Raw genomic sequence first — 18,224 nt, 5'->3', positions numbered from 1 at the left:
AAGGGGCCGGGGGATGAATGCCCGCACCGAGCCTGAAGAAGCGGAGCCGGACACACCGGCACGGCCGCCGATAGTCCGCGAGCTCCTGCTCGTCGCCGGACTCTTCCTCGTCTACAAGGTCGGCCGGCAGCTGGCCGCGGGCCACACCGCCGAGGCCTTCCGCAACGCGCACCGCGTGTGGGACGCGGAACGCCGGCTGCGCCTGCCGCACGAGGACGCGGTGCAGTCCCTGCTGCTGCACGGCGACGGCCTGGTCCAGGCCGCGAACACCTACTACGCGGCCGTCCACTTCCCCGCCACCGCGGCCTTCCTGGTCTGGCTCCACCTGCGGCGCCCCGGGCACTACGTCTGGGCCCGCCGGGTGCTGGCCGCCGTGACGGCCGCCGCCCTGGCGGTCCACCTGGCGTTCCCCCTCGCGCCGCCCCGGATGCTCACGGCGACGGGACTGATCGACACCGCGCGGGTGTACGGGCCGTCGGTGTACGGGCCCCCGCGGACGGACACCCTGTCGAACCAGTTCGCGGCGATGCCCTCGCTGCACTTCGGCTGGGCCCTGATGGTCGCCGTCGGGCTGATCGCTGCCACCCGGTCGCGCCGGCGGTGGCTGTGGCTGCTGCACCCGCTGGTCACCCTGCTGGTGATCGTGGGCACGGCGAACCACTACTGGCTGGACGCGCTCGTCGCCTCGGCGCTGCTCGGGGTCGCCCTCGCGGTGATCCGCGCGCCGCGGCGCGCGGTGACGACGGCCCGGCGCGGTGCGCCCGCGGACGGGTCCGCCGAGCCGGCGAACACGGCGGACACGGCAGGCTCTACGGGCTCTGCGGACACTGCGGACACGGCCGGGGAGAAGGCGCTCGCGGGCGTGCCCGGGGACAAGGCGCTCGCGGGGGCGGGCCGATGAGCGCCGCCCTCGTCGCCGTCGTCCTGTCGCTGTTCTCCGCGGTCGCCTACGCCGCCGCGGCCGTCGCCCAGGAACGGCTCGCCGCCCGCTCCCCCGGCACCGGATTCCTCCGGCTGCTGGGCAGCGGAGCCTGGTGGGCCTCGGTGGGACTCAACGGCGGGGCCGCCCTGCTGCACGTCGTGGCCCTCACGTACGGCCCGCTGACCGTGGTGCAGCCGCTCGGGGCGCTGACCCTGGTCGCGGCGGTGCCGCTGGGCGCGCGGATCGCCGGCCGGCGGGTCGGCGCGGCCGAGTGGCGGGGCACCGCCCTGACCCTGCTCGGGCTGACCGCGATCCTGGTCACGGCCTCCGGTCCGGCACCCGACGACGTGCTGAGCGGGTCCGAGGCGGTCGCGGTGGCGGGACTGACGGCGGCGCTGATCGGGCTGCTGGCCCGGCCCGGCACCCGGCCGGGCCTGCGGCACGCGGGCGCGTCCGGTTTCGCCTCCGGGGTGGCCTCCGCGCTCACCCAGACCGTGACGGTGGCCGCGACCGACCGGTCCGGTCCGCTGCTCGGCGTGCAGGTGATCGGGGTGGCGCTGCTGGTGGCCGCCTTCGCCACGGGCGGGCTGCTGCTGTCGCAGACCGCCTACCGGGACGGACTGGGCGCCCCGCTGGCGGTGGTGACCCTCGCGAACCCGGTGGCCGCCGCGGTGATCGGTCTCACGCTGCTGGGCGAACGGCTCCAGGGCGGCGCGGGGGGCGCGTTCCTCGCGCTCGCCGGAACGGGACTCTCCGCGTGGGGCGTGGTGCTGCTGTCCCGCGCGACGCCGGAACCGGCGGCCGGGCAGACGGCGGGAGGGGCACCGGGAACGGCACCGGGACACCCCGGCGCGTACTCCCCGGGACGCCCGCGCCGGCACGGTGCGTGGTACCGCGGGAGGCGCGCCGCGGACCGCGGCGACGGGCGCCACGGGCACGGAGGCGGGCACCGCGACGCGCACGACGGGCATCCGGTGGCCGCGGTGCTCGCGCTCGAGCCGGGGACGGCCTCGGCCGAACCCGCGCTGCTGCCCCGGCCGGCCGCGGGGCCGGGGCGCCTCACCGCGCGGTGACCGGCGTCAGCCGAGACCGCGGGAGTCCTGCTTCAGGGCCGTGTCCACCGTCAGGGCGGTGGCGACGACCAGGCTCAGCAGGGGCTCGGGCAGCTGGTAGTGGATCTGCAGGACGTAGTTGTCCGCGGTGGTGAAGAGGGTCTTCGCGAGGCCCTCCCAGGTCTTGGTGATCCGGGCGACCTCGTTGCCCGCGTGGTCGACGATCGCGAAGTTCCAGGCCCGCCAGTTCTCCGCCTTGATCGCGCCGACCTGTCCGCCACCGGCGTTGATGGCGAAGTTGATCTTCCCGAAGACGTTCTGCTGGACGATCTCGCCGACCGGCTGACCGTCGGGACGCGTGACGACCACCCGGGACCTGAGGAACTTGCGCGGGCGGGTCAGCAGCAGGACCGGCTGACCGTGGGCGTCGCGGATCTCCAGCCGGTGCGTCATGAACTGGTCGATGCTGGCGACGAACCGCAGGACCTTGCGCAGCGCGCTCTGCCCCACCTGCACGACCGAACCGAGCTGGTTGCCCTGCTGGTCCATGACCTTGTACTCGTTGGTCAGCTCGATCAGCTTGGCCTTCTGGTTGACCACCAGCACCGGCTCGCTGAACAGCGTGCCGCCCCCGGGGCCGCCCGCCGCGACCCCCGCCTGCTGCTGCACCTGGCGCTGCACGCGGGGGTCGGGTCCGGCGGCCGGCTGCGCCGGCACCGGCTGCTGGGCGGGCTGCGCCGGCTGCTGCTCGGCGTGGGTGTGCTCGGTCCACCGGGAGCCGTCCCAGTACCGCAGGGTCCGGTCGGCCCCGTGCGGGTCCGGGTACCAACCTGAAGGTGTGTTCGAATGCGTGGTCACCGGGGCACACTATCCCGAGCCCACCCGGACCTGACCAGCCCCCACGATGCGGTACTCACCGTGCTTTTACCCGCGGGCCTCCCCCGCGCCCGCTCCCGTCCACGCGCGCTCCCACCCGCGCGGGCGGCTCATTCCGTGAGGATGGCCGGGTCGCTCACGCCGGGGCGCCCGTTCTCGACGTGGCCGGCGAACCGGCGCCGGAACGAGGGGTCGGCGGCGGAGGTGACGGTGAGGTCGTACCAGCGCCGGCTGGCGCTCAGGTCGACCGTGCGCTTGAGGACGGCGCCCACCCGGACGCGTACGGTCGTGGTGCGGTCGCGGTAGCCGTCGGCCACCTTCAACTCCACGGTGCGGGAACCCCGGTTGGTGAAGGTCAGCTCCACGTGGTCGCCCACGTGCCGGGCGACGACCTCGGGTCCCGCGGTCCGCCCCGTCCCCCTGAAGACGCGCAGGAAGCCGTTCGGTCCGTGCACGGTGAGGTCGTGGGAGCCGCCCGGGTGCGCCGGGTCCCAGGTGTCGGAGATCTTCTTGCCGGCCTCGGTGGTGTAGGTCCACGGGCCGTCGGCGCGGTTGCCGGAGGTGACCAGGAAGGCGGCACCGGCCTTGGCGCCGGAGGCGAAGGTGAGCGTGAGCTTCCCGGTGGCCGGGTCGGCCGAACCGTCCACGGCGGGCGCGTACTTGAGGGGGCGGGCGGGCCGCAGGCCGCGTTCCTGCCGGGGCAGGGCACCCTCGGCGGGCGGGGTGGGCCGGTAGTCGGGGTGGCGCTCGCGGTCCTGCGGCTCGTACCCGTCGGTGGCGGGCAGCGCGACCGGCTCGGCGTCCCGGCGGGAGAAGTCGAAGGCCGCCGTCAGGTCACCGCACACGGCCCGCCGCCAGGGCGAGATGTTCGGCTCGCGCACGCCGAAGCGGCGCTCCATGAAACGGATGACCGAGGTGTGGTCGAGGGTCTCGGAGCAGACGTAACCGCCCTTGCTCCAGGGGGAGACGACGAGCATCGGCACCCGTGGGCCGAGGCCGTACGGACCGGCGACGCGGTTGCCGCCGCCCGGGTACAGGTCCAGGGAGACGTCGACGGTGGACCTGCCCCGCTCGTCCGACGCCGGCGGGAGCGGCGGCACCAGGTGGTCGAAGAAGCCGTCGTTCTCGTCGTAGGTGATGAACAGCGCCGTCCTCGCCCACACCTCCGGGTTGGAGGTGAGCGCGTCGAGGACCTGGGAGATGTACCAGGCGCCGTAGTTGGAGGGCCAGTTGGAGTGCTCGGAGAAGGCCTCCGGGGCGGCGATCCAGGAGATCTGCGGCAGCTTGCCGGCCTTCACGTCGGCGCGGAGCCGGTCGAAGTAGCCGTCGCCGTTCTTGACGTCGGTGCCGGTGCGGGCCTTGTCGTACAGCGGGTCGCCGGGGGCGGCATTGCGGTACTTGTCGAAGTAGAGCAGCGAGTTGTCGCCGTAGTTGCCGCGGTAGGCGTCCTGGATCCAGCCCCAGGAGCCCTGGGCGTCGAGGCCGTCGCCGACGTCCTGGTAGATCTTCCAGGAGACCCCCGCCTCCTCCAGTCGCTCGGGGTACGTCGTCCAGTCGTAGCCCAGTTCCTCGTTGCCCAGGACGGGGCCGCCGCCGCGGCCGTCGTTGCCGGTGTGGCCCGTCCACAGGTAGTAGCGGTTGGGGTCGGTGGAGCCGATGAAGGAGCAGTGGTAGGCGTCGCAGACGGTGAACCTGTCGGCGAGCGCGTAGTGGAAGGGGATGTCCTCGCGGGTGAGGTACGCCATGGTCGTGGTGCCCTTGGCGGGCACCCACCCGTCGTAGCGGCCGCCGTTGTAGGCCGCCTGCCCGTCGGGCCAGCTGTGCGGGAGGCCTTCGAGGAACTGCATGCCGAGGTCGTCGGCGGTCGGGTGGAAGGGCAGGAGGTGCCCGGTGCCGTCCGGCTGGTGCCACACGGACCTGCCGCCGGGGAGCGTCACGGGATGCGGGTCGCCGAAGCCGCGCACGCCCCGCAGCTTGCCGAAGTAGTGGTCGAAGGACCGGTTCTCCTGCATCAGCACGACGATGTGCTCGACGTCCTCGATCGTCCCGGTGCGGTGGTGGGCGGGCAGTGCGGCGGCGCGCTCGATGCTGCCCGACAGCGCGCTGAACGCCGTGGTGGCACCCGCGATCTGGAGGAATCTGCGCCGGTTGACTTCGGACATGGATGAAGAACCTCTCGTGCGGGGCGGGTTCGGCGGCCGGTCGTTCGCTGCGGAAGTGTGCGCGCAAGGAGTGTTCCAAGGGCACGCAACGCGGGGGAAGGCACGGATGGCGCCCACGTGAAGGCCGACGGTACGGGGGGTGCGCGACGGAACACCGGCAGCGGCACCGAAGGCGACGACGTGCGGGCGCGCGGAGGGCGGCACGCGCGCGGCACCGAAGGCGACGCGCGGACGGACGGCACGGAGGGGACGGCACGCGGACGGCACGCGGGTGCCGCGGAGGACGGCGGTCGGGTGCCGCGGAGGACGGCGGCCGGGCGGCCGGAAACCCGTGGACGGCCGAGAAGCCGCCGCCCGCCCACGCGTCGGGCGCGGGCCGGGCACGTGCCGTACGCGCCAAAACCTCCGGACCGGCCCCCGGGGCCGGGCGCCGCCGCCTGCACCTCCGCTCCCCCGTGTCACAGAGCGGACACCGTGCGCGTTCGCCCGCCTTCCGGCACCGACACGCCTTCGTCACACCGTCTTCACACGGGGCGCACTTCCGGCCGTCCGGGGCCCGCGGCCGCCCGGCGGAGCAGACGGGGACGGCCGCGCCTGCCTAGCCTCCCGGCTCATGCGATCACCACTGATGAGACGCCTCGGACTCAGCACCGTCCTCGCCGTCGTCCTGGCCGTGTTCGGCCTGGCGCCCGCCGCGAGCGCGGACCCGGCCCCGGCCGCGCTGACGTTCGCCACCGACAGCGCGACCACCACGCCCGGCGGCACGGTGAACCTGTCGATGACGATCACCAACAACAAGACCTACGACATCTGGTTCGTGTACCAGACGATCGACCCGACCTGGCTGACCACCCAGCGCCCCGACCTGAAGTACGCCTTCACCGGCTGCTCCCTGGCGACGGCCGCCGGCGCCACCCCCTGTTCCGGGACCGGACCGGCGAACCTCGGCGCCAACTACGGGGCCACCGTCCCGCCCGGCCAGAGCCGCACCGTCACGCTGACGCTCCAGATCGCCGCCGACTCGGGCTGCAACGGCAACATCGGCTTCTACTCGTACTTCTACGCCGAGTTCAGCGACACCACGAGCCTCAGCGGCGGGCCGGTGTACACGCCCGAGACCCGCGTCCTCTGCGCCTGACGTACCGTCAAGAATATTCGGGAAAAGCCGGGTTGACCTGAAATCGGCCCGTGATCCGAAACCGGCCTGTGAGCGGTGCCACCTCGCGGTGGGGATCGCGGGCCCCGGGCCCGGCGGGCCGGACCGGTCCGCCGGTACGCCTTCCGGGCCCCGGACCAGCAAGCGCTTCCCTCGCGCCACCCGGCACCACGGCGTACCGGCGGACGGTGTCGCGGCCCTTCCGGTTCCACCGGCCCCTCTCTGGCCACCTGCACTTTTCCGTCATGTTTCGCAACACCACCACGAAAGCTACACACGGGCATCACCATGTGACGCGACGGATGTGTCGACGACCGGCTTCTGAGGGGGACGCCGGCGTCGCGCGAGGGGGTGCGTCCGCTCCACGGGAGCCGTGCTCGCCCCTGCCCGGGGAGGGGACTTCACCGCATGAAGCGGACCATACGCACCACCGTGCTCACGGTCGGTGCGCTCATCGCCGCGTTCGGCCTGCCGGCCGGCACGGCACACGCCGACACCACCGCACCCCGCGTCGACCTGCGGGTGCTGGTGGTCAGCGACGGGGGCCCGGCCACCGACGCCATCGCGGCCGAACTCGACACGGCCGGCACGCCGTACACCGAGATCGACCTGACGCGGGCGGACCGGCCCGTGATCGACGGCGGCTTCCTGGCCGACACCGTGGACGGCCGGCCGCGCGCCAGGTACCAGGCCGTGGTGCTGCCGAACGACAACCCGTTCCCGGCCGGTTCGACCGAGATGGCGGCCCTCGCGGACTACGAGCGGACGTACGCGGTGCCGCAGGTCGACGCCTACACCTACGCGCGTCCGGAAGCCGGGCTGCAGTACCCGGTGTACGGCGGCTACTCCGGCAGCCTCGACGGCGTGCGGGCGTCGGCGACCGCCGCCGGACTGGCCGGACCCTTCGGCTACCTGGACGGCTCCGTGCCGTTCGAGGACAACGACCCGGCCGTCGGGGAGAGTTACGCCTACCTGTCGACCCCGGTCGCGGGCGCCGACTTCACCTCCTACGTCGACGCGCCGATCCCGGGCCGGGCGACCCGGGGCTCCCTGGTGGGCGAGTACCGGCACGACGGGCGGCGCGAACTGGTCGTCACGTTCGTCTACAACCGCTACCAGCAGCAGTTCCGGCTGCTGGCCCGCGGCATCGTGGAGTGGATGACCGGCGGTGTGCACCTGGGCGCCTCCCGGAACTACTTCGCGGTGCACGTGGACGACGTGTTCGCCGCCGACGACCGCTGGAACACCACGCTGAACTGCACCCCGGGCGACGTCGACTGCACCGACCCGAACGCCGCCCCGGACCCGATCCGGATGACGCCCGCCGACGTCGACCACGCCGTCTCCTGGCAGCGGGAGCACGGCATCGCCCTCGACTTCGCCTACAACGGCGCGGGCAGCGTCGACCACCGCGAGGACAACGCCGGAGCCGACCCGCTCGCCGACCGGCTGATCGCCGGACGCGACGCGTTCCGCTGGATCAACCACACCTACACGCACGCCTTCCTCGGCTGTGTGCAGGACACCTCGGTGGTGCCGTGGAAGTGCGCCACCGACGCCGGCGGCGCCACGCGGTGGGTGAGCCGCAACGAGATCGCGGACGAGATCGCGGCCAACCGGGCGTGGGGCCAGAGGGCGGGACTCCCCCTGGAGAACGGCGAGTTGGTCACCGGCGAGCACTCGGGCATGAAGGTGCTGCCGCAGCAGCCGGTGGACAACCCGAACCTGGCGCTCGCCCTCGGCGACAACGGCGTCACCTGGCTCGGTTCGGACAACTCCCGTGAGCCCGACCAGCGTCCGGTCGGCCCGGCGACCACCGTCCCCCGCTACCCGATGAACGTCTTCTACAACGCGGGCCGCGCCGCCGAGCAGGTCGACGAGTACAACTGGATCTACACGAGCCGCGCCCAGGGCGGCAGCGGCATCTGCGAGGACAACCCGGCCACCACCACCTGCCTCGCGGCCCCGCTGGACCCGGCCACCGGCTACACCGGGCACATCGTGCCGCTGGAGACGCGGATCGCCCTCGGGCACGTGCTGTCCAACGACCCCAGGCCGCACTTCATCCACCAGTCGAACCTCGCCGAGGACCGCATCGCCTACCCGGTGCTGAGCGGCGTCCTCGACGGCTACGCGGCGCTGTTCGCGGACGACGCCCCCGTGGTGAACCCGCGGATGAGCGAGATCGGCACCGAGCTGGCGCGCCGGGCCGCCTGGCGCGGCGCCCTGCGGAGCGGCGAGGCCACGGCCTACCGCGTCGGCGGCACGGTCACCGTCGAGGCGCCGGCCGGGCTCCGGATCCCCGTGACCCTGCCCACCGGCTCCACGCTGGACGGCGCCGCGTACGGCGCGCCGTACGCGGGCCTGGTGTCCGGCTGGACGCCCTCCGCCGGCACCCCGCTCACCCTCGCCCTGCCGGCCTCCGCGCCCGCCCCGGGCGGCTCCGCCCCGGCCGGCGGCGCTCCCGCGGCCGCGGTCACCGCCCCGGCCCCGGACACCCGCGTCCCGGCGGGCGTCACCGGGCCGGTCGCGTCCTCCGCCGGGAACTGAACGGCGCGCCGACCGCACCCCACCGAAGGTCCCGGCCGCCCGCCCGCGGCCGGGACCGCCACCGGCGCAACGGTTCCCCGGCGGGGCCCGCCGGCGGGCACGACCACCCCACACCTCGGCCGTGGAGCACCTCGATGCACGTTCCCCACGGCGCGCGACGCCCCGGCGCGACGCGCGTCACCCTGCTCACCGAAGGCACCTACCCGCACAGCCACGGCGGCGTGAGCGTCTGGTGCGACCAACTCGTCCAGGGCATGCCCGACATCGACTTCGACGTCCTCGCCGTGACCGGCACGGGACGCGAACCCCTGGTGTGGGAGCTGCCCGCGCACGTCACGCGGGTGCGGTCCGTCCCCATGTGGGGCGCCCCGCCCGAGGGCCGTCCGCCGCGCGGCCGGTCCCGCGACCGGCTCGCCGCCGCCTACGAACGGTTCCTCACCGCACTCCTCGACCCCGGCGCGCAGGACGGGTTCGCGCCCGCCCTGTACGCCATGGCGGGGGCGGCGGCGGACGGCGGTCTGAGCGCGTTCCTGCGGGGCGACCGGGCGATCGCCCTGCTGACCTCGGTGTGGAACCGTCCCGGTCTGGCCGTCCGCGAGGCCCGGCCGACCGTCCATGACGCGCTGACCGCGACGTCCCTGCTGGAGCACGCCCTGCGCCCGCTGGCCGCGGCGCCGCCGGAGAGCGGGGTCGCGCACGCGGTGAGCGGCGGCGTCGCGGCCCTGCCCGGCCTCGCCGCCCTCGAACGGCACGGTGTGCCGCTGCTGTTGACCGAGCACGGCGTCTACCTGCGGGAGCGCTACCTCGGTTACCGCACCGCTCCCTACCGCTGGCCGGTGAAGGCGGTCGTCCTCGGCTTCTTCCGGCTGCTGGCGGAGGAGACCTACCGCCGGGCCGCGCTGATCACCCCGGGAAACCGGTACAACCGGTTGTGGGAGGAGCAGGGCGGCGCCGCCCCGGAGTCGATCCGCACCGTCTACAACGGGGTGGACCCCGCCGCGTTCCCGCCGGCCGGGCCCGAGCCGCGGGCGCTCACCCTCAGCTGGGCGGGCCGGGTCGACCCGATCAAGGACCTGGAGACCCTGATCCGGGCCTTCGCCCTGGTGCGGGCCCGGCTGCCGGACGTGCGGCTGCGGTTGTTCGGCGGGACGCCGCGGGGCGGGGAGGCGTACCGGGAGCGGTGCGAGGCGCTGGCCGCCGAGCTGGGGCACGCGGACGCCGTCACCTTCGAGGGCCGCGTCGACGACATCAAGGACGCCTACGCGGCCGGCAACGTCGTGATGCTGTCGAGCATCAGCGAGGGTTTCCCGTTCACGCTGATCGAGGCCATGTCGTGCGGACGGGCCACCGTCTCCACCGACGTGGGCGGGGTCCGGGAGGCGGTCGGCGGGACCGGTCTGGTGGTGCCGCCGCGCGATCCGGCGGCGATGGCCGCCGCCGCGCTGGAGCTGCTGGGCGACCCGGCGCGGCGCCGGGCGATGGGCGAGGCGGCGCGGCTGCGGGTGATCGAGCAGTTCACCCTGCGGCAGACCATCGACACCTTCCGCGGCATCTACCGGGAGCTGCCCGCCCTGGAGAAGGAGCCGGTCCCCCGGATCGTCCTGCCCGCCCCGGCGGTCGCCGGCACGGGGAGCCTCGCCGGATGAGCGGGCCGATGTTCCTCGAACCCGGCGGCGCCGAACAGGACACGCTGGCGCTGCGGCTGGCGACGCCCCGCCCGCCCCGCCGCCGCCCGCGCTGGGCCCTGGACGAGGACACCCTCGCCGTCCGGCTGCCTCGGCGGGGCCCCGACGAGGAGGCGGTCAGCGCCCTGGCCGCCGAACTGGCCGACCGCGTCGGCCCCGCCGTCCACCCCTACGAGGTGGCCGCGCTGCTGGAGGCGGAGGGCCTGTCCGCCTCCGTGATCAAGGAGCGGTACGGCCACCCGGACCTGTTCTCGCTCGCCTCCGCGCTGTACGAGAGGGTGCCGCGGACCTTCCCCGAGCCCGCGTCCGCGCCCGACCCCTGGCGTCCGGACACCGTGCGCTGTCTGCTGCGGGGCGCCCTGTTCGCCCTGCCGGGCCTGGCCTACCCGCTGACCGCGCCCCTGTGGGACGCCGGCCGCCACACCGCCGTGCTGGTGGTGGCCGCGCTGCTCTCCTGGGCCTGGGGACAGGCGCTGGGGCACCGGGCCCACCTGCGGATGGCGGCCGGGCGGCGCGAGGCCGGCCGCACCCTCCTCCTCGGCGCGCCCCTCGGGGCGGCGGCCGCCACGGCCGCCGCCGCGCCGGTCGCCGGGGGCGGGCCGGTGACGCTGGTCGCGGCCGCGCAGTCGGTGTACCTGGCGGCGGCCGGCGTGCTGCTGGTGCTGGGCCGGGAGCGGCTGCTGCTGGCCGCGCTCGGTCCGCTGATCGCCGGTGGCGCCGTGCTGCCGTGGTGGGACCTCGCGCCGCCGCTGCGGGTCGGGCTGCCGCTGCTGGCGCTGCTGGCCGTGCTCGCCGCCACCGGCCACGCGCTGCGCGCCGCCCTCGCCGTCCCGCCGGCGCCGGCCGCGGTCCGGCCGGGACCGCTGCGATCGCTGCCGTACGGGCTGTTCGGGCTGGCGGCCGGGGTGCTGGTGCTGCTGGAGGGCCACGAGGAACCGTACGCCGTGATCGTGCTGACCGTCAGCATGGGACCGGCGGAGTGGCTGCTGTACCGCTACCGCGGGCTGTCCGTCGCCGCGCTGCGCGCCGCCGCGACGCCCGCCGGCTTCCTGCTGCGCTCGGCCGGCGTCCTCGCCCTGTGCCTGTTCGCCTATCTCCTGCCGCTGCTGCCCGCGGCCCTGCTCACCGGCGCCGATCCGGCCGTCCTGCTGCCGCTCGCCGCCGCGCTGTGGACCGGGCTGCTGCTCCAGGCGTTCGGGGCGGCCTGGCCGTCCGCCGCGATCTGCCTCACGGCCGCGGCCGCCGCCTCGGCGGCCGCCCTGTTCCGACTGCCCCCCGGCCCGGCCGCCCTGTCCCTGTGCTGCGGCGCCGCCGCGCTCTGCCTGGCCGGGTGCGCGCTGTGGCTGCTCGGCCGACCGGCCCCGCACGCCTGACGGCACACCGGCTCCACCCCGCACACCCCGCCCACCGCCCACCGCCCACGGAAGGCCACCCACGGACGACCGCCGACCGAGGACCGCCGACCGTCCGCGGACGACCGACGACCGACGACCGCCGACCGTCCGCGGACGACCGACGACCGACGACCGACAGCCGCCGCCCGCGCCGACGATCCGCACCACCGTCGGCGACCCGCACCACCGCCCACGACCGTCAACGACCGTCAACGACCGGAAGGAACGATCGAGTTGACCTCCGCACCGCTCGCCGCCGTCACCGGAGCCGAGGGTTTCATCGGCTCGCACCTCACCGAGGCGCTGGTCGCCTCCGGCCACCGGGTCAGAGCCATGGCCCAGTACAACTCCTTCTCCTCCTACGGCTGGCTGGAGACCCTGCACCCGGACGTCCTGGACCAGGTGGAGATCGTCCTCGGCGACGTCCGGGACCCCGGCTCGGTCCGCGGGCTCCTCGACGGCGCCGACGTGGCCTACCACCTGGCCGCGCTGATCGCGATCCCGTACTCCTACCGGGCGCCGCACAGTTACGTGGACACCAACGTCACCGGCACCCTCAACGTGCTGGAGGCGGTCCGCGCGCTGGGCACGCCCCGGCTCGTGCACACCTCCACCAGCGAGACGTACGGCACCGCGCGGACCGTGCCGATCACCGAGGACCACCCCATCAACACCCAGTCCCCGTACGCCGCCTCGAAGGCGGGCGGGGACCGGCTCGCCGACAGCTACCACGCGAGCTTCGGCACCCCCGTGGTCACGCTGCGGCCGTTCAACACCTTCGGGCCCCGCCAGTCGATGCGCGCGGTCATCCCCACCGTCATCGGGCAGGTGGCCGCCGGGGAGCGGACGATCACCCTCGGCGACCTGCGTCCCACGCGGGACTTCACGTTCGTCGAGGACACCGCGCAGGCGTTCCTCGCGGTGGGCTCGGCCCCCGCCGACCGGGTCGTGGGCCGCACCTTCAACGCCGGCACCGGCGGGGAGATCTCGGTCGGGGACCTGGTCGCGCTGATCGGCAAGGTGATGGACACCGCGCTCGACGTGCGCGAGGACGCCGCCCGCATCCGGCCGGCGAACTCCGAGGTGCTGCGGCTGGTCGCCGACGCGAGCCGGCTCGCCGCCGCCACCGGCTGGCAGCCCGCCCACACCCTGGAGGAAGGCCTCGCGCACACCGTGGAGTTCTTCCGCGACCCGGGCAACCTGGCGCGCTACAAGACCGGCATCTACAACATCTGATCCGTCCGGCACGTCCCCGAACAGGCATGAAGGAGGAGCCCCATGCACGCAGTGATCCTGGCCGGAGGCAAGGGCGTCCGGCTGCGGCCGTACACCACCGCGCTGCCCAAGCCGCTCGTCCCCATCGGTGACCAGCACGCCATCCTGGAGATCGTGCTGCGCCAGCTCGCCACGGCCGGCTTCACCAGCTGCACCATCGCCATCGGCCACCTCGGCGAGATCATCCGCGCGTACGTCGGCGACGGCACCCAGTGGGGCCTGGCCGTCGACTACGCCACCGAGGAGAGCCCGCTGGGCACCATGGGCCCGCTGCTGACCCTGCGCGACCGGCTGCCGGAGACGTTCCTGGTGATGAACGGCGACGTCCTGACCGACCTCGACTACGCCGACGTCCTGATCCGGCACCGCGAGTCGGGCGCGCCGCTGACCATAGCGACGTACGCCCGCCGGGTGCACATCGACTTCGGGGTGCTGACCACCACCGACAGCAAGGTCGTGGCGTTCACCGAGAAGCCGAGCATGGACTACCGGGTGTCGATGGGCGTCTACGGCCTGACGCGTTCGACACTGGACGGGTACACGGCCGGACTGCCGCTGGGCTTCGACGAGTTGGTCCTCGACCTGCTGAAGGCCGGCGACGCGCCGCACGCCTACGACTTCGACGGGTACTGGCTGGACATCGGCCGTCCGGACGACTACGACCGGGCCAACGCCGAGTTCACCAGCCGCCGGTCGCTGCTGCTCAAGGGAGCCTGAGCACCACATGCGCATTCTCGTCCTCGGCCACACCGGCTACCTGGGCGCCTACGTCGCCGAGCGGCTGCGTTCCCTGCCGGGCACGCGGGTCCTCGGCGGCGGACGTTCGCCCGCCGCCGAGTTCCCCGTCGACCTCGCCGCCGTCCGGGCGGAGCAGTTGGCGAAGACCCTGGCCTCGGCCGCGCCCGACACCGTCGTCAACTGCGCGGGCGCGACCGGCGGCGACGCCGTGACCCTCGCGGAGGTCAACGCCCGCGGTCCCGCCGTGCTGTGCGCGGCGCTGCGCGCGGCGGCCCCGGCGGCCCGCCTGGTCCACCTCGGCTCGGCCGCCGAGTACGGGCCCGGCGCCGTGGACAGCCTGGTGACGGAGTCGGCGCCCACCAGCCCGGCCGGTCCGTACGGGGCCACCAAGCTCGCGGGGACGGTCGCGGTGACCTCGTCCGGGCTGGACGCGGTGGTGCTGCGGGTGGGCAATCCGGTGGGGCCGGGGGCGCCCGCCTCGGGGCTGCCGGGCCGGATCGCCGGGCTGCTGCGGGCGGCGGGCCCGGACCCGGAGGCGGTGCTGCGGCTGGGCGACCTGTCGGCGTACCGCGACTTCGTGGACGTGCGCGACGTGGCGCGGGCCGTGGCACTGGCGGTCACGGCCCCCGGTCCGCTGCCGCCCGTCCTCAACATCGGCGGCGGGCGGGCGGTACCGGTGCGCGAACTGGTGGGGCGGATGGTGCGGCAGGCGGGGTTCGCGGGCCGGGTGGAGGAGGGCGCGGCGGGCTCGGCCCGTTCCGCCCGGGTGTCCTGGCAGTGCTCGGACATCGGCGCCGCCGCGCGGGCCCTGGGCTGGCGTCCGGTCCACACCCTCGACGACGCCCTCGCCGCGCTGTGGGCAGGTGGGGGCACGCCGTGAACCTGCTGATTCCGCTGTACGTCCACCCGGCCGAGGACCCGGGTGCCTGGCACCGGCTGATCAGGTCCGCCGCCGGTACCTACGGGGTCGTCCTCAACCCGGCGAACGGGCCGGGCGCGGCGCCCGACCCGGCGTTCGCGGCGGCGGCCTCGGCGCTGCGCGCGGCGGGGGCGCGGCTGCTGGGGTACGTGGACACCGACTACGGGATCCGGGACGCCGCGGAGGTCGCCGACGAGGTGCGCCGGCACCGCGAGTGGTACGCGGCCGACGGCTGTTTCCTCGACCGGGTGACGGCGACCGCGGACGGCCTGTCCGCCTGCCGCCGGCTGGTGCGGGCGCTGCGGCGGCAGGGGGCGGGGACGGTCGTGCTGAATCCCGGCGTCCACCCGGCGGTCGGGTACGCCCGGCTGGCCGACCTGACCGTCACCTTCGAGGGCCACTGGTCGACGTACGTCTCGGCGTTCAGCAGACCGGCGTGGACCGCACGGCAGGCGCCCGAGCGGCTGTGCCACCTGGTCTACGGGGTGCCGGAGGCGCTGGTGCCGCTCGCCGTGCGCACCGCGCACGAGCGCGGCGCGGCGGTCTGCGGTCCCGTCACCGGTGAACTCCCGAACCCGTGGGCCGAGTTGAGTCCGGCACTGAGCGGGGTCCGGTCGTGAGGCGGGCGGTGGCGGGCCTGGCGGCGCTGGCCGCCGTGCTGGTGGTGGCGCTGAGCGGCTGCTCCGGGAACGGCCACGGCGACGGCCCGGGCCCGACGGCGGGGCCCCGGTGGCAGCCGCGCCCCGGCCTGGCCTGGCAGTGGCAGCTCGACGGCAGGGTCGACCCGTCGGCCGACGTGCCCGTGTACGACATCGACGGCTTCGAGAACTCCGCGGCCGACGTGGCCCGGCTGCACCGGGACGGCCGCAAGGTCATCTGTTACGTCAACGTCGGCGCCTGGGAAAGCTTCCGGCCCGACAAGGACGCCTTCCCGCGCGCGGTGCTCGGCGGGCCCAACGGCTGGGCGGGCGAACGGTGGCTGGACATCCGGCGGATCTCCGTCCTGCGGCCGTTGATGGCGAAGCGTTTCGACATGTGCCGCGACAAGGGTTTCGACGCGGTGGAACCCGACCTGGTGGAGGGGTACGGCAACGAGACCGGCTTCCCGCTCACCGCGCGCGACCAGCTCCGCTACAACCGCATGATCGCCCGGCTCGCCCATGAGCGCGGCCTGTCGGTGGGGTTGAAGAACGACCTCCCCCAGATCCCCGAGCTGGTGGCCGACTTCGACTTCGCGGTGAACGAGGAGTGCGCCCAGTACGACGAGTGCGGCCGCCTCACCCCGTTCGTCGCGGCGGGCAAGGCGGTCTTCCACGTGGAGTACACCGAGCCGGCCGGGGAGTTCTGCCCCGAGTCCCGCAGGCTGCGCCTGTCGTCGATGCTGAAGAAGCCCGAACTGGGGGTGTGGCGCAGGCCCTGCTGAACGGGGCCCTGCCGAGCGGTGCCGGGGCACGAACGCGGTCGGGGCGCGAACGGTGCCGGGGCGCGGTGCCGGAGGGGGCGGAGCCGGGGGGCGTGGAGCCGGGGGCGTGGAGCCGGCGCCTCACGGGCGGACCGGATCGAAACGTTTGCGTTTCGCTCGTCGCGCGCCTAGGCTAGCTGTACGAAACGGTTTCGTTTTACCCGTTCGTGACCCGCTTGTCACCGGCTTCCTCCCTCATCACGACTGGAGTACGTCCCCATGGCTCAGACAGCCGCAGCACCGGACACGGTGTCGCCCGGCAGGAGCGGCTCCGAGGCCGCCGGGCCCCGCCACCGGTGGTGGGTCCTCGCCGTCATCGGGCTCGCCCAGCTGATGGTCGTCCTGGACGCGACCATCGTGAACATCGCCCTGCCGTCCGCCCAGGCCGACCTCGGCTTCTCCGACGGCAACCGGACCTGGATCGTCACCGCCTACTCGCTGGCCTTCGGCAGCCTGCTGCTGCTCGGCGGCCGGATCGCCGACCTCTTCGGCCGCAAGCCCGCCTTCCTCGTCGGGGTGAGCGGCTTCGCGGCCGCCTCCGCCGTGGCCGGAGCGGCCACCGGCTTCGAGATGCTCGTGGCGGGCCGCGCCCTCCAGGGCCTGTTCGGCGCGCTGCTCGCGCCGGCCGCGCTCTCCTTGCTGACCACCACCTTCACCGACCCGAAGGAACGCGCCAAGGCCTTCGGCATCTTCGGCGCGATCGCCGGCTCCGGCGCGGCCGTCGGGCTGCTGCTCGGCGGTGTCCTCACCGAGTACCTGGACTGGCGCTGGACCCTCTACGTCAACCTCTTCATCGCGGCCTTCGCGATCGTCGGCGGCTCGCTGCTGCTCCGGCGCACGGCGCGCGACCCCGGCTCCCGGCTCGACATCCCCGGCACGGTCCTCGTCACCACCGGCTTGTTCGGCATCGTCTACGGCTTCTCCAACGCCGAGTCCCACGACTGGGGCTCGCCGCTGTCCTGGGGCTTCCTGGCCGCCGGCACCGTGCTGCTGACGCTCTTCGCGTGGTGGCAGACCAGGGCGCCGCACCCGCTGCTGCCGCTGCGGGTGCTCCTGGACCGCGACCGCGGCGCGTCCTTCACCGCCATGCTGGTCTCCAGCGCCGGAATGTTCGGCGTGTTCCTCTTCCTGACCTACTACCTCCAGCTCAGCCTCGGTTTCTCCGCCGTCCGGACGGGCCTGGCCTTCCTCCCGATGGTCGGCGCCCTCATGGTGAGCGCCACCATGTCGACCAGCGTCCTGCTGCCGCGCGTCGGGCCGAAGACGGTGGTCCCGCTCGGCATGCTGCTCGGAGCGGCCGGCATGGTCTGGCTGACCGCCCTCGGCCTGGACAGCACCTACGCGGCCGACGTCCTGCCCCCGCTGCTGGTCACCGGCCTCGGCATCGGCCTGATCATGGCCCCCGCCATGAGCGTCGCCACCAGCGGTGTGGCCACCGAGGACGCCGGGGTCGCCTCGGCCTCCGTCAACACGATGCAGCAGATCGGCGGCTCCATCGGCACGGCCCTGCTCAACACCCTCGCGGCCGGCGCCGCCACGTCGTACCTGGTCGGCAAGGACCCCTCGGACAAGCTGACCCAGGCCCGGGCCGCGCTGGAGTCCTACTCCACCGCCTACTGGTGGTCGGCCGGCTTCTTCGTGGTCGGCGCGCTGGTCACGGCGCTGCTCTACCGGCGCGGCGTCCCGGCGGTGGACGCGGACGCCGCCCCCACCGTCCACATGTGAGCGGCATGTGGTGATCCGCGCCGGCCCGTGGGGACGGGGGAAGGCGCGGTGGACGGGCCCGGTGCGCACCGGGCCCGTCGGCATGCCGCACCGCTTCTCCCGCGACGCCGGCCGGGCTCCCGCGTCCGGCGCGAGTCGCGCGACCGGGCCGCCGCCGGCCCCACGGTTCCGGGTCCGACCACGGCACGCGGGGCGACGGCACTCACCGGCCGGGCGGCAGGGCCGTGTCCCGGCACCCGACCGCCCTCGGGCGGGAAGGCGCGGCGCGCGTCCCGCTGGCCCGGGCGCCGTCGGCGACCTGAACGCCG

General features: G+C 74.6%; 14 protein-coding genes. 12 read left to right on the top strand and 2 right to left on the bottom strand.

The window, feature by feature from the left end:
- Positions 1 to 13 precede the first annotated feature (13 nt).
- Together ACF09K_RS24910 and ACF09K_RS24905 are read left to right on the top strand one after the other, a co-directional pair.
- Entirely contained in the window at positions 14 to 901 is an 888-nt protein-coding gene (locus ACF09K_RS24910) for a phosphatase PAP2 family protein (RefSeq protein ID WP_392246824.1), read from the top strand.
- Positions 898 to 1,995 carry a hypothetical protein gene (locus ACF09K_RS24905; RefSeq protein WP_392246822.1) on the top strand — a complete coding sequence of 366 codons (1,098 nt, stop codon included), beginning with the start codon at positions 898 to 900 and terminating at the stop codon, positions 1,993 to 1,995. The genes ACF09K_RS24910 and ACF09K_RS24905 overlap by 4 nt, the downstream gene beginning before the upstream one ends.
- Positions 1,996 to 2,001: 6 nt before the next feature.
- On the opposite strand, the gene ACF09K_RS24900 is transcribed toward ACF09K_RS24905, so the two are convergent.
- Together ACF09K_RS24900 and ACF09K_RS24895 are read right to left on the bottom strand one after the other, a co-directional pair.
- Positions 2,002 to 2,832, bottom strand: coding sequence for a phospholipid scramblase-related protein (locus ACF09K_RS24900; protein ID WP_392246821.1), 831 nt, complete (start codon positions 2,830 to 2,832; stop codon positions 2,002 to 2,004).
- A 128-nt stretch (positions 2,833 to 2,960) separates the two neighbouring features.
- A complete protein-coding gene (locus tag ACF09K_RS24895) occupies positions 2,961 to 5,012 on the bottom strand; it encodes a phosphocholine-specific phospholipase C (protein ID WP_392246819.1) in 2,052 nt (683 codons plus the stop codon).
- A gap of 613 nt (positions 5,013 to 5,625) precedes the next feature.
- Here ACF09K_RS24895 and ACF09K_RS24890 point away from each other — a divergent pair.
- The 10 genes from ACF09K_RS24890 to ACF09K_RS24845 all read left to right on the top strand — a co-directional run bounded on the left by ACF09K_RS24890 (position 5,626) and on the right by ACF09K_RS24845 (position 17,916).
- Complete coding sequence (locus tag ACF09K_RS24890) at positions 5,626 to 6,150, top strand: hypothetical protein (RefSeq protein ID WP_392246818.1); 525 nt, start codon at positions 5,626 to 5,628, stop codon at positions 6,148 to 6,150.
- Positions 6,151 to 6,576: 426 nt separating this feature from the next.
- On the top strand, positions 6,577 to 8,718 hold the full coding sequence (locus tag ACF09K_RS24885; RefSeq protein WP_392246816.1) for a hypothetical protein: 2,142 nt from the start codon (positions 6,577 to 6,579) through the stop codon (positions 8,716 to 8,718).
- Between the two features lie 134 nt (positions 8,719 to 8,852).
- On the top strand, positions 8,853 to 10,364 hold the full coding sequence (pelF, locus tag ACF09K_RS24880; protein ID WP_392246814.1) for a GT4 family glycosyltransferase PelF: 1,512 nt from the start codon (positions 8,853 to 8,855) through the stop codon (positions 10,362 to 10,364).
- Positions 10,361 to 11,776, top strand: a complete 1,416-nt coding sequence (locus ACF09K_RS24875) for a hypothetical protein (protein WP_392246812.1) — start codon at positions 10,361 to 10,363, stop codon at positions 11,774 to 11,776. Before pelF ends, ACF09K_RS24875 begins: the two co-directional genes overlap by 4 nt.
- Positions 11,777 to 12,031: 255 nt before the next feature.
- Entirely contained in the window at positions 12,032 to 13,033 is a 1,002-nt protein-coding gene (locus ACF09K_RS24870; RefSeq protein WP_392246810.1) for a GDP-mannose 4,6-dehydratase, read from the top strand.
- Between the two features lie 42 nt (positions 13,034 to 13,075).
- On the top strand, positions 13,076 to 13,789 hold the full coding sequence (locus tag ACF09K_RS24865; protein WP_392246808.1) for an NDP-sugar synthase: 714 nt from the start codon (positions 13,076 to 13,078) through the stop codon (positions 13,787 to 13,789).
- Positions 13,790 to 13,796: 7 nt separating this feature from the next.
- Positions 13,797 to 14,690 (top strand): NAD-dependent epimerase/dehydratase family protein, encoded by an 894-nt coding sequence (locus tag ACF09K_RS24860; RefSeq protein ID WP_392246806.1) that lies wholly within the window; start codon positions 13,797 to 13,799, stop codon positions 14,688 to 14,690.
- Positions 14,687 to 15,349, top strand: coding sequence for a spherulation-specific family 4 protein (locus ACF09K_RS24855; protein ID WP_392246805.1), 663 nt, complete (start codon positions 14,687 to 14,689; stop codon positions 15,347 to 15,349). The genes ACF09K_RS24860 and ACF09K_RS24855 overlap by 4 nt, the downstream gene beginning before the upstream one ends.
- On the top strand, positions 15,346 to 16,152 hold the full coding sequence (locus ACF09K_RS24850; RefSeq protein WP_392246803.1) for an endo alpha-1,4 polygalactosaminidase: 807 nt from the start codon (positions 15,346 to 15,348) through the stop codon (positions 16,150 to 16,152). The genes ACF09K_RS24855 and ACF09K_RS24850 overlap by 4 nt, the downstream gene beginning before the upstream one ends.
- A 258-nt stretch (positions 16,153 to 16,410) precedes the next feature.
- Complete coding sequence (locus ACF09K_RS24845; RefSeq protein WP_392246802.1) at positions 16,411 to 17,916, top strand: MFS transporter; 1,506 nt, start codon at positions 16,411 to 16,413, stop codon at positions 17,914 to 17,916.
- The last annotated feature ends 308 nt before the right edge of the window (positions 17,917 to 18,224 follow it).

The organism is Streptomyces sp. NPDC014882 (assembly GCF_043081325.1).
GTDB lineage: Bacteria > Actinomycetota > Actinomycetes > Streptomycetales > Streptomycetaceae > Streptomyces.
The sequence above is the reverse complement of the archived record's forward strand: the minus strand, read 5'-3'. Positions and strand labels throughout refer to the sequence as shown.

Excerpts from the sequence above, each read along its gene's own strand:
- ACF09K_RS24910 (WP_392246824.1), top strand. The coding sequence starts at position 14 with ATGAATGCCCGCACCGAGCCTGAAGAAGCGGAGCCGGACACACCGGCA.
- ACF09K_RS24905 (WP_392246822.1), top strand. The coding sequence starts at position 898 with ATGAGCGCCGCCCTCGTCGCCGTCGTCCTGTCGCTGTTCTCCGCGGTC.
- ACF09K_RS24895 (WP_392246819.1), bottom strand. The coding sequence starts at position 5,012 with ATGTCCGAAGTCAACCGGCGCAGATTCCTCCAGATCGCGGGTGCCACC.
- ACF09K_RS24890 (WP_392246818.1), top strand. The coding sequence starts at position 5,626 with ATGCGATCACCACTGATGAGACGCCTCGGACTCAGCACCGTCCTCGCC.
- ACF09K_RS24885 (WP_392246816.1), top strand. The coding sequence starts at position 6,577 with ATGAAGCGGACCATACGCACCACCGTGCTCACGGTCGGTGCGCTCATC.
- pelF (WP_392246814.1), top strand. The coding sequence starts at position 8,853 with ATGCACGTTCCCCACGGCGCGCGACGCCCCGGCGCGACGCGCGTCACC.
- ACF09K_RS24875 (WP_392246812.1), top strand. The coding sequence starts at position 10,361 with ATGAGCGGGCCGATGTTCCTCGAACCCGGCGGCGCCGAACAGGACACG.
- ACF09K_RS24865 (WP_392246808.1), top strand. The coding sequence starts at position 13,076 with ATGCACGCAGTGATCCTGGCCGGAGGCAAGGGCGTCCGGCTGCGGCCG.
- ACF09K_RS24860 (WP_392246806.1), top strand. The coding sequence starts at position 13,797 with ATGCGCATTCTCGTCCTCGGCCACACCGGCTACCTGGGCGCCTACGTC.
- ACF09K_RS24845 (WP_392246802.1), top strand. The coding sequence starts at position 16,411 with ATGGCTCAGACAGCCGCAGCACCGGACACGGTGTCGCCCGGCAGGAGC.